The organism is Microbacterium aquilitoris, from assembly GCF_031932285.1.
GTDB classification, from domain to species: Bacteria; Actinomycetota; Actinomycetes; order Actinomycetales; family Microbacteriaceae; genus Microbacterium; species Microbacterium aquilitoris.
Window position 1 is genome coordinate 1,253,879 of record NZ_JAUZVT010000001.1, and the last position, 10,887, is coordinate 1,264,765.

At 70.5% G+C, this 10,887-nt stretch carries 16 protein-coding genes; 9 read left to right on the forward strand and 7 right to left on the reverse strand.

Annotation, left to right across the window (positions count from 1 at the left end; all coding sequences use genetic code 11):
• Nucleotides 1–19: 19 nt before the first annotated feature.
• Both Q9S78_RS06040 and Q9S78_RS06045 read left to right on the forward strand, forming a co-directional pair.
• Complete coding sequence (locus Q9S78_RS06040; protein ID WP_116228339.1) at nt 20–508, forward strand: molybdenum cofactor synthesis domain-containing protein; 489 nt, start codon at nt 20–22, stop codon at nt 506–508.
• The gene (locus Q9S78_RS06045) at nt 505–933 is read left to right on the forward strand and encodes a molybdenum cofactor biosynthesis protein MoaE (RefSeq protein WP_116228340.1); all 429 of its coding nucleotides are present in this window, start codon (nt 505–507) and stop codon (nt 931–933) included. Before Q9S78_RS06040 ends, Q9S78_RS06045 begins: the two co-directional genes overlap by 4 nt.
• Nucleotides 934–947: 14 nt before the next feature.
• Here Q9S78_RS06045 and Q9S78_RS06050 read toward each other — a convergent pair whose 3' ends face one another.
• Genes Q9S78_RS06050 through Q9S78_RS06065 form a run of 4 tightly spaced genes read right to left on the reverse strand, consistent with a single transcriptional unit; the run spans nt 948 to nt 3,671 of the window.
• Nucleotides 948–1,181, reverse strand: a complete 234-nt coding sequence (locus Q9S78_RS06050) for a MoaD/ThiS family protein (RefSeq protein WP_311869453.1) — start codon at nt 1,179–1,181, stop codon at nt 948–950.
• Nucleotides 1,178–1,663 (reverse strand): cyclic pyranopterin monophosphate synthase MoaC, encoded by a 486-nt coding sequence (moaC, locus tag Q9S78_RS06055; protein ID WP_311869455.1) that lies wholly within the window; start codon nt 1,661–1,663, stop codon nt 1,178–1,180. The genes Q9S78_RS06050 and moaC overlap by 4 nt, the downstream gene beginning before the upstream one ends.
• Nucleotides 1,663–2,892: a molybdopterin molybdotransferase MoeA gene (locus Q9S78_RS06060; RefSeq protein ID WP_311869457.1), complete on the reverse strand. Its 1,230-nt coding sequence runs from the start codon at nt 2,890–2,892 to the stop codon at nt 1,663–1,665. The genes moaC and Q9S78_RS06060 overlap by 1 nt, the downstream gene beginning before the upstream one ends.
• The gene (locus Q9S78_RS06065) at nt 2,889–3,671 is read right to left on the reverse strand and encodes a HesA/MoeB/ThiF family protein (protein WP_311869460.1); all 783 of its coding nucleotides are present in this window, start codon (nt 3,669–3,671) and stop codon (nt 2,889–2,891) included. Before Q9S78_RS06065 ends, Q9S78_RS06060 begins: the two co-directional genes overlap by 4 nt.
• Before the next feature lie 114 nt (nt 3,672–3,785).
• On the opposite strand from Q9S78_RS06065, the gene Q9S78_RS06070 reads away from it, so the two are divergent.
• From Q9S78_RS06070 to Q9S78_RS06085, 4 genes are read left to right on the forward strand one after another with little or no spacing between them, the layout of a single operon-like run.
• Nucleotides 3,786–4,178 carry a TOBE domain-containing protein gene (locus tag Q9S78_RS06070; RefSeq protein WP_311869464.1) on the forward strand — a complete coding sequence of 131 codons (393 nt, stop codon included), beginning with the start codon at nt 3,786–3,788 and terminating at the stop codon, nt 4,176–4,178.
• Nucleotide 4,179: 1 nt separating this feature from the next.
• Complete coding sequence (gene modA, locus Q9S78_RS06075) at nt 4,180–4,947, forward strand: molybdate ABC transporter substrate-binding protein (RefSeq protein ID WP_311869466.1); 768 nt, start codon at nt 4,180–4,182, stop codon at nt 4,945–4,947.
• On the forward strand, nt 4,944–5,726 hold the full coding sequence (locus tag Q9S78_RS06080) for a molybdate ABC transporter permease subunit (protein WP_311869469.1): 783 nt from the start codon (nt 4,944–4,946) through the stop codon (nt 5,724–5,726). The genes modA and Q9S78_RS06080 overlap by 4 nt, the downstream gene beginning before the upstream one ends.
• Nucleotides 5,723–6,763: an ABC transporter ATP-binding protein gene (locus Q9S78_RS06085; RefSeq protein WP_311869472.1), complete on the forward strand. Its 1,041-nt coding sequence runs from the start codon at nt 5,723–5,725 to the stop codon at nt 6,761–6,763. Before Q9S78_RS06080 ends, Q9S78_RS06085 begins: the two co-directional genes overlap by 4 nt.
• A gap of 9 nt (nt 6,764–6,772) precedes the next feature.
• Here Q9S78_RS06085 and Q9S78_RS06090 read toward each other — a convergent pair whose 3' ends face one another.
• Nucleotides 6,773–7,561, reverse strand: a complete 789-nt coding sequence (locus Q9S78_RS06090) for an NAD-dependent epimerase/dehydratase family protein (protein ID WP_311869475.1) — start codon at nt 7,559–7,561, stop codon at nt 6,773–6,775.
• Between the two features lie 68 nt (nt 7,562–7,629).
• On the opposite strand from Q9S78_RS06090, the gene Q9S78_RS06095 reads away from it, so the two are divergent.
• On the forward strand, nt 7,630–8,106 hold the full coding sequence (locus Q9S78_RS06095; protein WP_311869478.1) for an SRPBCC family protein: 477 nt from the start codon (nt 7,630–7,632) through the stop codon (nt 8,104–8,106).
• Nucleotides 8,107–8,142: 36 nt separating this feature from the next.
• The gene (locus Q9S78_RS06100) at nt 8,143–8,481 is read left to right on the forward strand and encodes a hypothetical protein (protein ID WP_311869481.1); all 339 of its coding nucleotides are present in this window, start codon (nt 8,143–8,145) and stop codon (nt 8,479–8,481) included.
• A 65-nt stretch (nt 8,482–8,546) separates the two neighbouring features.
• Here the strand turns inward: Q9S78_RS06100 and Q9S78_RS06105 are convergent, their stop codons facing one another.
• Complete coding sequence (locus Q9S78_RS06105) at nt 8,547–8,936, reverse strand: hypothetical protein (protein ID WP_311869484.1); 390 nt, start codon at nt 8,934–8,936, stop codon at nt 8,547–8,549.
• A 138-nt stretch (nt 8,937–9,074) separates the two neighbouring features.
• Here Q9S78_RS06105 and moaA point away from each other — a divergent pair, with 138 nt between their 5' ends.
• Complete coding sequence (moaA, locus tag Q9S78_RS06110) at nt 9,075–10,160, forward strand: GTP 3',8-cyclase MoaA (RefSeq protein ID WP_311869486.1); 1,086 nt, start codon at nt 9,075–9,077, stop codon at nt 10,158–10,160.
• 28 nt (nt 10,161–10,188) lie between these two features.
• Here moaA and Q9S78_RS06115 read toward each other — a convergent pair whose 3' ends face one another.
• Entirely contained in the window at nt 10,189–10,791 is a 603-nt protein-coding gene (locus Q9S78_RS06115) for a YdgH/BhsA/McbA family protein (protein ID WP_065571251.1), read from the reverse strand.
• Between the last annotated feature and the right edge of the window lie 96 nt (nt 10,792–10,887).

A 10,887-nucleotide genomic window follows, 5' to 3' on the forward strand; every position in this document is an offset into this window, starting at 1 on the left:
CACGGCCTAGGGTGAGCACGTGACATCCCTCCGCGCCGTCGTGATCACGGTCTCCGACCGCTCCGCCTCGGGCGAGCGCGAGGACCGCGGCGGGCCGCTCGCGGTGCAGCTGCTCGAAGACGCGGGCATCGAGGTCATCGGACTCGAGGTCGTCCCCGACGGCGCGGATTCCGTCGAATCGGTGCTGCGCCGTGCCCTCGCCACCGGCGCCGGTCTCGTCGTCACGACAGGTGGCACCGGTGTCGGCCCGCGCGATCAGACGCCCGAGGGTACCGAGCGCGTCGTGACCCGGCCGCTGGCGGGCATCGCCGAGGAGCTTCGCCGCGTCGGCCTCGCCGACACCCCACTGTCGGTGATCTCCCGCGGCGTCGCAGGTGTCGCCGACCCCGAGGGAGCCCTGATCGTCAATCTGCCGGGGTCGCCGCGTGCGGTGAGCTCCGGCATCCCTGTGATCGTGTCGGTCGCCACACACGTGGTCGACCAGGTGAGAGGCGGAGACCACTCGTGAACACTGTTCGGATCGCCCGGCTCGAAGAGACCGCCCTCGACCTCGACGCGCACCTGCGCGCGGTGGAGGACCCGAAATACGGTGCCGTGACCACCTTCGTCGGTCGGGTGCGCGACAACGATCCGGATGCCGCGACCACCGTCGTCGGCCTCGAGTACAGCGCGCACCCCGACGCCGAGTCGACCCTGCACCGGATCGCCGCCGAAGCGGGCGATGCGTCGAGCGCCGTCGTGGCCGTCAGCCACCGTGTCGGCAATCTCGCCGTCGGCGACGCCGCGGTCGTCATCGCCGTCGCGTCGGAGCACCGGGCCGAGGCGTTTGAGGTCTGCCGCGCCGTCATCGAGACCATCAAGACCGACCTGCCGGTGTGGAAGCGTCAGCTCGAAGTCGACGGCACGACGGCGTGGAAGGGCATCGGCGGCTGAGGCTCAGCCTCTGATCAGCCGCCGGCGAAGGGCGGCAGCACGTCGATGATGCGCGCATCCGCGAGCGGGGCGTCGCCGTCGGTGCGCACACCGTCGACGAGCACCGCGCAGTCTGGCAGTACGAACCACAGCTGGGGGTGCTCGTCGAGGATCGCCGTACGGAGCTCGGCGAGGGTCGCCTCGGGGCGCTCCTCGCTCTCGGTCCCGGCAGCCTCGGCAGCGGCTGCGAAGTAGCGGACGAGCGTCATGAGCGGTCCTCTTCTCCGGGACGCACCCAGTCGCCCGAGCGCCCGCCCGACTTCGCGACGATGCGGACGTTCTCGATCACCACCGCCCGGTCGAGACCCTTGATCATGTCGACGACGGCGAGCGCGGTGACAGACACCGCGGTGATCGCCTCCATCTCGACGCCGGTGCGGTCCGCGGTTCCCACGGTCGCCCCGATCTCGACGCCGTCGTCGGTGATGTCGAGCTCGACGGATGCCCGGTGCACACCGATCACGTGGGCGAGCGGCAGGAGCGTCGCCGTCGACTTCGCCGCCTGGATGCCGGCGATGCGCGCGACAGCCAGCACGTCACCCTTCGGGGCGGTGCCGTCGCGGAGTGCGGCGACGACCTCGGCGCTGCACCGGACGAAGCCCCGTGCGGTGGCCGTGCGGACCGTCGGGGCCTTCGCCGTGACGTCGACCATGTGCGCCCGGCCGGCCGAGTCGAGGTGGGGGAAGCTCATCAGACCAGCATGACATCTACGACGTCGCCGACGGCCACGCTCGCCACCTCGCCCGGCACGATCGCGAACGCGGATGCCTGTGCGAGCCCGCCGGCCAGATGCGAGCCCGAGCCGCCCGCCGTCGCAGGGCGCACGGTCCCTCCCGCGACATCGACCACGGCCGGCAGGTACTGCCGGCGTCCGGGCGGAGTGGTCCACGCCTCCGCCGCGGTCATGGTCACGTGGGCGCGGTGGATGACCGACCGGCCCTGAAGGGCGAGAAGAGCGGGGCGCACGAACACTTCGAACGACACGGCGACGCTGACCGGGTTGCCGGGAAGGCCGAAGACGAGGCATCCGTCACCCACCGTGCCGAAGGCCTGCGGCTTGCCGGGCTGCATCGAGACCTTGGCGAACTCGACCTCGCCGTAGCCGTCGAAGGCGGCGCGCACGGGCTCGTAGGCTCCGGCGCTGACACCGCCGGTGAAGATGATGACGTCCGCCCCTGCGGCGCGCGCAGCGGCGGTGGCCCCTGCGACCCTGTCGCCGTCGTCCGGGACGCGGGCGACCATCACAACCTCGGCATCGGACGCGGGGACGAGATGCTCGAGGAGCGGTCCGTTCGAGTCGGGGATGAGTCCGCGGCGCACGGGCTCGCCCGGGCCGGTCAGCTCGCTGCCGGTCGAGACGATCGCGACGCGAGGCGCGCGGACGACCGCCACCTCGTCGATGCCGGCGGCGACGGCGGCAGCGACCTGGAACGGTCCCATGCGCTCGCCGGCGGTGATGACGACGTCACCGGCGTGCAGGTCCGCGCCGCGGCGACGGATGAACGCGCCCGCGGCGGGAGCCTCGAGCACCTCGACGATGTCGAGCGAGTCGGCGAGCCCGCCGGCGGTGTTCTCGAACGGCACGATCGCGTCCGCGTCGGTGGGCGTGGGCGATCCCGTCATGATCCGGGCCGCCTCGCCCTCCGAGAGCGCCGGGTCGTCTGACACCCCGGCAGGAAGGTCCGCGACGACCCGCAGCGAGACGGGATGCCCCGGCCCGGCCGGCGCCACGTCCGCGGCGCGCACGGCGAAGCCGTCCATGGCGGAGTTGTCGAAGAGGGGGATGTCGTGCGCAGCGACGGCCGGTGCCGCAAGCGTGCGGCCGGCAGATGTCCCGACGGGGACGACCTCGGTGGGAAGCGTTCGGACCGCGGCCAGGACGCGCGCGAGCTGTTCCTCGACGCTGCGGAGCCCGCTCATGCGCTCGCCGCCGCAGCCGTTGCGGCCGACCGCAGCGGGATCTCGTGCTGACGGCTCGAGAGCGCGTCGAGGACGAGCATGCGACCGAGCAGCGGCGTGCCGACGCCGATCGCGAGCTTCACCACTTCGGTGGCGAGGATGCCGCCGACCTGCACGCACAGGGCACCGAGCACGCCGACCTGCGCGCAGGTGGGCGGGTCGCCCTCGGTGCCGACGGCGAAGAGATCGTTGAGAACGACCGGGTCGCCCTCGGCGGGCCGCGACCAGAAGACCGTGATCTGCGCGTGCCACTCGCGGACGGCTCCCCATACGAGGGGGAGCCCCATCGCCTCGGTGGCGGCCGCGACGGCGCGACGCGTAGCGAACGAGTCGCTCGTGTCGATCACGATGTCGGCACCCGCGAAGAACTCCTGCGCGTTGTCGTCATCGAGGCGAGCGGTGACCGGAGTGACGACGGTGACGGGCGACAGTGCCGCGACGGCGCGCACGGTGCTCTCGGTCTTGTGGACGCCGATGTCCTCGATGCGGTGCGCGATCTGGCGCTGCAGGTTGTGGAGCTCGACGGTGTCGTCGTCGATCACGGTGATGGAACCGATGCCCGCGGCGGCCAGGGCGAGGATCGCCGGCGACCCGATGCCGCCGGCGCCGACGACGGCGACGCGCGTGTTCGCGAGACGCCGCTGCCCCTCGTCGCCGATGCCCTTGAGAACGGTGTGGCGAGCGGTCCGCCTGCGCTCGTCGGGATCCAACTCGGACACGGGATCGACCAGGGGGCGCATGTCCCGAGTTTACGGGAGTCCGGATGCCGCGGGATCGGATTCGCTGCAGGTTAGGAAACCGCAGATACGGCTCGGTCTGGGCCTCCTAGACCGCGTAGGCGGCATGATTGACGCATGACGACCTACCGTGTGGCGCGAGCCGCTCACCTTCTCGGCGTGAGCGACGATTCGGTGCGGCGGTGGATCGACCAGGGGCTGCTCCCGGTGACCGACGCCGTGCCCGCCGAGATTCCCGGCGAGGCGCTCGCCGCCTTCGCCGTCTCCATGGCGAATGACCCGGGCGACGGCTACGAGCACCGCTCCAGCGCCCGCAACAGCTTCGTCGGGATCGTGACGCGCGTGCAGGTCGACGGCGTCATGGCCCAGGTCGACATCCAGTCCGGTTCGCACCGTGTCGTCTCCCTCCTGTCCGCCGAGGCGGTGCGCGAGCTGGAGCTCGAGGTCGGCACCCTCGCCCGGGCCTCGGTCAAAGCGACGAACGTCGTCGTTGACCTGGCGGGGGAGTGACGTGCGACGGTCCCTGCTTCGGCCGCTCGCCCTCGGTGCTCTCGCGCTGCTGCTCACCGGGTGCGCGGCACCCGCACCGTCTGCGTCGCTGCCGACCTCGGGCGATGAGATCGGCGGATCGCTGACGGTCTACGCCGCGGCATCCCTCAAGGGTTCGTTCGACGAGATCGACGAGGCGTTCACGGCGGACCATCCCGGGGTGGCCATCAGTCCGGTCTACGACGGATCGTCGACGCTCGCGACCCAGATCGCCGAGGGGGCACCCGCGGACGTGTTCGCCTCGGCCGACGAGGCCACGATGGCGAAGATGTCGGAGTTCGCGCTCGAGCCCGCGGTGTTCGCCTCGAACACGCTCGTGATCGTCGTCCCGGCGGGCAACCCGAAGGAGGTCTCGACGCTGGCCGACCTGACGAATGTCGTCACCGTGCTGTGCGCGCCCGAGGTGCCGTGCGGCGCGGCATCCGGAAAGCTGCTGAGCGCGGGGGGCGTCACGGTCGACGCCGCGAGCCTCGAGCAGAACGTCACGGCGGTGCTGACGAAGGTCGCGGCCGGTGAAGCCGATGCGGGTCTCGTGTACGCGACCGATGTGGTCGGGCGGAGCGACGTCGCGTCTGTGGTGCCCGACGGCGCAGACGAGGTCGTCAACAGATATCCGATCGCCGCGCTGAAGGATGCTGCGAATCCCGACGCGGCTGCGGCGTTCATCGCGTTCGTGCGGTCCGAGGCCGGGCGGAAGATCCTCGCCGGCCACGGCTTCGGGGCGCCGTGAGCTCTGCTCGCGGGTACGTTCCGCGGAGCCTCGCGTTCCCCGCGTTCGTCGGTCTCGCCTTCCTGATCCTGCCGCTGCTGGCTCTCATCGCCCGGGTGGAGTGGTCGACGTTCGTCGCCGACGTGACCTCGCCCGCGGCACTCGAAGCCCTGGGACTGTCGTTCGGCTCTGGGGCGGCGGCGACTGCGGCGTGCATCGTGATCGGTGTGCCGTTGGCGCTGCTGATCGCCCGCTCGGGCCCGCGCCTGGCGGCAGTGCTGCGTGCCGCGGTGACCGTTCCGCTCGTGCTTCCACCGATGGTCGGCGGGATCGCACTGCTGTACCTGTTCGGCCGTCAGGGCTGGCTGGGCGGGTGGGGGCTGTCGTTCACCACGCCCGCGGTCGTCGTCGCGCAGACATTCGTCGCGCTGCCGTTCCTCGTCCTCGCCGTCGAGGGCGCGGTGCGGTCGACCGGGGTGGACTTCGAGCGGACCGCCGCCGCCCTCGGAGCGGGTCGGTGGACGATCCTCCGCCGCATCACGCTGCCACTCGCAGCCCCCGGCATCGTGGCGGGTGTCGTGCTGTGCTTCGCCCGGGCGATCGGGGAGTTCGGCGCGACCGCCCTGTTCGCCGGCAACCGCCCCGGCGTCACGCAGACGATGCCGCTCGCGATCTACACGGCCTTCAACGGAGCCGGCGTGACGCAGGGCACCGCGGTGGCCCTCGCACTCCTGTTGCTGGCGACCGCCGTCCTCGTCCTGATGCTGGTGCGCGGCTGGCGACCCGGGGCGGCCCGATGAGCGGGCTACAGGCACGTGTCGTCGTCGACCGGGCGCGCTTCCGGGTGGACGTCGCGCTCGACGCGGACGCGGGGGAGACCGTCGCGATCATGGGTCCGAGCGGTGCGGGCAAGTCGACGCTGCTCGACGCGCTCGCCGGACTCGTACCGCTGAACGGCGGCGAGGTCGTCGTGGCCGGACGGACCGTGGAGCGCGTGGCCGCACCCCGGGTGCACACGCCGCCGATGCATCGCGGAGTCGTGCTGCTCGGTCAGGACCCGCGCCTCTTCCCGCACCTGAGCGCGCGCGAGAACGTCGCCTTCGGGCCGCGTGCCGCCGGAACACCCGCCGCGCAGGCCCGTTCCGACGCCGACGCGTGGCTCTCCCGGGTCGGCCTCGGCGGGCTGGGTACACGAATGCCGCGCGAACTGTCGGGGGGAGAGCAGCAGCGCGTCGCGATCGCGCGGGCTCTGGCGGCGTCGCCGCGGGTGGTGTTGCTCGACGAGCCGCTGGTCGCGCTCGATCCCGTGACCGCGTCCGAGATCCGCGGGATGCTGCGGGAGCAGCTCGTCGGGGTGACGACGGTCGCCGTGACGCACGACGCCGGCGACGCGGTCGCGCTGGCCGAGAGGCTGTTCGTGATCGAGGCGGGCGCCGTGGTGCAGAGCGGTCCCGTGCGCGAGGTGCTGGCGGCTCCGGCATCCGCCTTCGTCGCATCGGTTGCCGACATGAATCGGATGCCGGGCGTCTCGGCGGGCGGTGGGTTGACGGATGCCGCGGGCCGCATGCTGAGGGGGGCGGAGGCCGCACCCGCCGCGCGTGAGGGCGTCGGGCTCGCCGCCGTGTTCCGGCCGGGCGACGTGCGGATCGTAGGTGGGGCAGGGTCGAACGCGTGGGCTGCGACTGTCGTCCGTGTGGAGCCGACGGTGGCGGGGATGCGGGTGCACACCTCGGCTGGGATGGTGGACGTGTCACACGCGACTGTGTCGTGGTCGCCTGGAGAGTCGGTCTGGCTGCAGGTCGACCCGTCGCGGGTGCGGTTCGTGCGGCTGTCGTGAGTAGGGGCGTCAGTCACGCATGCGATCGAGCGAGTACGACGGCGACGCGAACGATCCGCCCTGCGGCTCGATCGTGGCGCCGGGAAGGTTCCACTCCGCGGCGTCGTCCGTGGGCCGGAAACCGACGAGCTCCCCGGCCGCCCGATCCCACCAGACTTCCGAGTTCGCCGATACCGCGTAGAAGACGGCGTAATGCTCGTCGGTCGTCATCGCGGCGGTGGACGCGGCGATCGCGTCTCGATGGCTGAGCCAGGTTGCACGCTCGCGGGGGGTTCGGGGTTCCTCTTCGTAGCTCCCGATCCTGAGCGAGATCGTGCTGAGGCCGAACTTGTCGGAGTAGAGGCGGCACAGTGCCTCGCCCGCCACCTTCGACACACCGTAGAAGCCGTCGGGTCGCGGGGGCATGTCCGGGTCGACGAGTGCGTCCGTGGGATACATTCCGGTGACCCGGTTGCTGCTCGCATTGACGACCCTGCGGACACCCGACCGACGAGCGGCTTCGAGCACGTGGTACGTGCCGACGATGTTCACCTGCGCGAGGTCGTGGAAGTCGGCTTCATCGGACAACCCGCCCAGATGGATCACGCCGTTGGCGTCCTCGAACATCGCCGTGAGCGCAGCGAGGTCGGCCAGGTCGGCGACGGTGACGCGATCGCCGGTCCGGTCGACGGGCTCCACGTCTCTGACGTCGGTCGAGACGAGCTCGACGCCTGCGGCCCGGAGCTCTCGGCGGAGGGCGACTCCGATGTTGCCGGCAGCGCCGGTGACGACCCATCGAGACCCCGCGAGTGTGTTCACGCGCTCATCCTGGCAGGGGGTGACGACGTCGGTCCCGGCATGCCCGTCGAACCTGCAACGATGAGTCCATGCGCGTCATCGAGTCCCGTTGCGTCGTGCCGGTCCCGGTGGAGGTCGCCTTCGCGGTGTCGCAAACCACGGGCGAGACCCGCAAGCGCTGGGATCCGTTCATCCGCCGTCAGTACTTCGTCGACGGCGCGACCGCCCCGGGGAAGGGCGTCCGCACGTTCACCGTGCAGCGCTTCGGCTTCCGGATGGAGAGCGAATACGTCTCCTACAACCCGCCGTCGAACGTCGGGATGAAGATGACGAAGGGCTCCTGGTTCTTCGAGCGTCTCGCCGGTGGGTGGAAGTTCACGCCGGTGGCCGAAGAGCCCGACAGCACGCTCGCCGTCTGGCGGTACAACTTCGCATGCCGCCCCGCCTGGCTCGCTCCGCTCGCCGAACGGATCGGCGCGTTCGTGCTGCAGCGCGACATGGACCGGCGCATCCGAGGCTTTGCGAGGGGGTGCGAGGACCCGGTCGTCCTCGCCGCATCGCGCTGAGCTTCCGTGCAACGCTCGGTCCGTAAGGATGGGGTCATGCGCATCATCGGGAGCTTCTTCCTCGCTCTCGCCGCCACCATCATCGGGCTCCTCGGCGTTCTCATGCTCGGTCTGGCGGGCGTCCACTGGGACGGCGGTCTCGTCGTCGCGCAGCTGTCCGATTCGGATGACACAGAACGTGCGTTGGGGATAGCGATGGGTGTGGGCGGCCTCCTGGGCTGGGTCGGCCTCTCGTGCGCCGCGGCGTATGCAGGTCTGGGCGGGCAGCGTCCGTCGCGCGCGAGTCGCATCGCGGTCTGGACGATTCTCGGACTCGGCGTTGCGATCATCGCGAGTGCGACGACCTTCGTTCTCTTCTTCAGCATCCGGCCCTGACGGCTGGAGCGGCGGTGAGACGTCGGGAGCTGTTACGAAGCTGTTCGTGGCGATGAGGCGCGCGGCTACTTGCGGGTGACCCAGACGTTGTCGGAGATCATGTCTCGGACCTCCCCGCTGCGGTAGCTCAGGTCGGCGGCGACACTGGCGCTGTCGCTGATCGGGATGGACACGTAGTCCGTCTCGCACTCGGTGGTCTGCCAGACGTCGTCGAGGGTGAGCGACAGGCACAAGGAGTCTCCGTCATCCGCCGCGCGCGCGAGGTAGACGTCGTAAGCGTCGGCCTTGCCGACGTAGCGCAGTGTCGCGACGTCGAGCTTTCCTTCCGCTCCGGTGACGACGGAGTCTGGTCGGTCCGCGGCGGTCTGCTCTCGGCCAAACTCCGCCGGCGAGCAGGCGGTCAGGAGAAGTGCAGTCGCCGCGAGGAGTGGCAGCGCGGTGCGGCGGAGGCTCATGTGCCGAAAACTAGCGTGCGATCTGGCACCGGGCCGGGGATTGGTGCCGACTTCACAGCCCGCGACTGCCCTCCTCGCCCCGGCGGCTGGTGGCGGCGATTAGGCTCGGACAATGGGATGCCACAGGGGGAGAGAGCGGTGACGGCCGTTCCGATCTCGCTGGGTCGCGCCGCGCCGCAGATCCCGCCGGGCGCCGTCCCGGATCCCGCCGTCGGCCTCGTCGACACCCATGGGCGAGTCCACCGCGATCTCCGGATCTCGCTGACCGACCGCTGTTCCTTGCGTTGCACCTACTGCATGCCAGAGCAGGGCAACGAGTGGCTCGCGCGCACGAGCATCCTGACGACCGACGAGATCGTCGAGATCGCGGAGGTGGCCGCGAGCCTCGGCATCCGCACCTTCCGGCTCACCGGCGGCGAGCCTCTGCTCCGCACCGACATCGTCGACGTGGTGCGTCGCGTGGCCGCGATCTCGGGACCCGACGGACCGGTCGAGGTCGCGATGACGACCAACGGCATCCGACTCGCCGAGGTGCTTCCCGACCTGATCGATGCGGGTCTGACGCGGCTGAACATCAGCATCGACACGATCGACCGCGAGCGGTTCGCCGCGCTCACGCGTCGTGACCGGCTCGACAACGTGCTCGAGGGAATCGCGGCAGCCGCGGCATCCGACCTGAAGCCTTTGAAGCTGAACGCCGTCGCGATGCGCGGCGTGAACGACGACCAGCTCGCGGACCTCGTGGCGTTCGCGATGGAGGTCGGGGCCCAGCTGCGTTTCATCGAGCAGATGCCGCTGGATTCCGGGCACACCTGGGACCGCAGCGCGATGGTGACGCGCGAGGAGATCCTCGAGGCGTTGTCGGAGCGATGGACGCTCGAGCCGGTCCCCGGCCGCGGCGGTGCTCCCGCCGAGAAGTGGCGGATCGACGGCGGCCCGCACGAGGTCGGCGTCATCGCGTCGGTGACGGCACCCTTCTGCGGAGCGTGCGATCGCCTGCGCCTGACCGCCGACGGTCAGTTCCGCAACTGCCTCTTCTCGCTGACGGAGTACGACGTCACGAGCGCTGTGCGCGGGATGCCGGTGGCCGCCGCGCCCGACGACCGTCGCCGTGTCATCGCCGAGACGCTCCACGCGTGCGTGCTCGGCAAGTTGCCGGGTCACGCGATCAACGACCCGTCGTTCCTGCAACCCGCGCGAGGGATGAACGCCATCGGAGGCTGAGCGCTGGCGGACCGGCGTACGGGGTGACCTACTGGTCGAGGTTCTTGCGCATGTCCTGGAACGAGCCAGAGTCGAGCACTTCGCCCGTCGAGTCGTCAACGAAGTCGACGGTCACGTCGATGTCGTCGGCGGAGATTCCCTGGAACTGCTGTAAGAGCGCGCCCTGCATGTAGAAGCCGAGCACGAGGAATCCTTCCATCGCGCTGTACTTCGCGGGATCGACCGACACCGTGAAGGACGTCATCTCATCGTCGAAGTCGACGGCGGTGACCGAGTTTGCGTCATCGGCGACGAGATCATCGGCGGATTCCCGCGCTGAAGACCGCATGCCGGCGAGCATCTCGTCGCGTTGAGACTTCGTCATCGTGTAGACGACCGTGTCGCCCTCGACGACCGCGGAGAGGCCGTTCTCCTTCGCGCTCGCGATGATCTCATCGTCGGACAGCGCGCCTTCCGGGTCGAGCATCGACTTCGCCACGCGGACGTCGACCGTCGTCAGTTTTTCGTCGACCTCGACCGCGGCGGGCGTGGCGGGTGGACTGGCTGTCGCCTCACCGTCGACAGCCGCGCAACCCGCCAGTAGAAGTGCTCCAGCGGCAGTGAACGAGATGAGCGCGTGACGAATCTTCATTTCCCCCCCAGTGATCGCCGGATAGCCGGCCTGGGTGAGCCTAACGGCTGCAGCGGACATGGCTGTCGCGGAATCGGACGGCGTCCCGTACCTGAC

Bases quoted from the DNA above. Each gene is read 5' to 3' on its own strand.
- Q9S78_RS06050 (WP_311869453.1), bottom strand. From the start codon at position 1,181: ATGACGCTCGTCCGCTACTTCGCAGCCGCTGCCGAGGCTGCCGGGACC.
- moaC (WP_311869455.1), bottom strand. From the start codon at position 1,663: ATGAGCTTCCCCCACCTCGACTCGGCCGGCCGGGCGCACATGGTCGAC.
- Q9S78_RS06060 (WP_311869457.1), bottom strand. From the start codon at position 2,892: ATGAGCGGGCTCCGCAGCGTCGAGGAACAGCTCGCGCGCGTCCTGGCC.
- Q9S78_RS06065 (WP_311869460.1), bottom strand. From the start codon at position 3,671: ATGCGCCCCCTGGTCGATCCCGTGTCCGAGTTGGATCCCGACGAGCGC.
- Q9S78_RS06070 (WP_311869464.1), top strand. From the start codon at position 3,786: ATGACGACCTACCGTGTGGCGCGAGCCGCTCACCTTCTCGGCGTGAGC.
- Q9S78_RS06085 (WP_311869472.1), top strand. From the start codon at position 5,723: ATGAGCGGGCTACAGGCACGTGTCGTCGTCGACCGGGCGCGCTTCCGG.
- Q9S78_RS06095 (WP_311869478.1), top strand. From the start codon at position 7,630: ATGCGCGTCATCGAGTCCCGTTGCGTCGTGCCGGTCCCGGTGGAGGTC.
- Q9S78_RS06100 (WP_311869481.1), top strand. From the start codon at position 8,143: ATGCGCATCATCGGGAGCTTCTTCCTCGCTCTCGCCGCCACCATCATC.
- Q9S78_RS06105 (WP_311869484.1), bottom strand. From the start codon at position 8,936: ATGAGCCTCCGCCGCACCGCGCTGCCACTCCTCGCGGCGACTGCACTT.
- Q9S78_RS06115 (WP_065571251.1), bottom strand. From the start codon at position 10,791: ATGAAGATTCGTCACGCGCTCATCTCGTTCACTGCCGCTGGAGCACTT.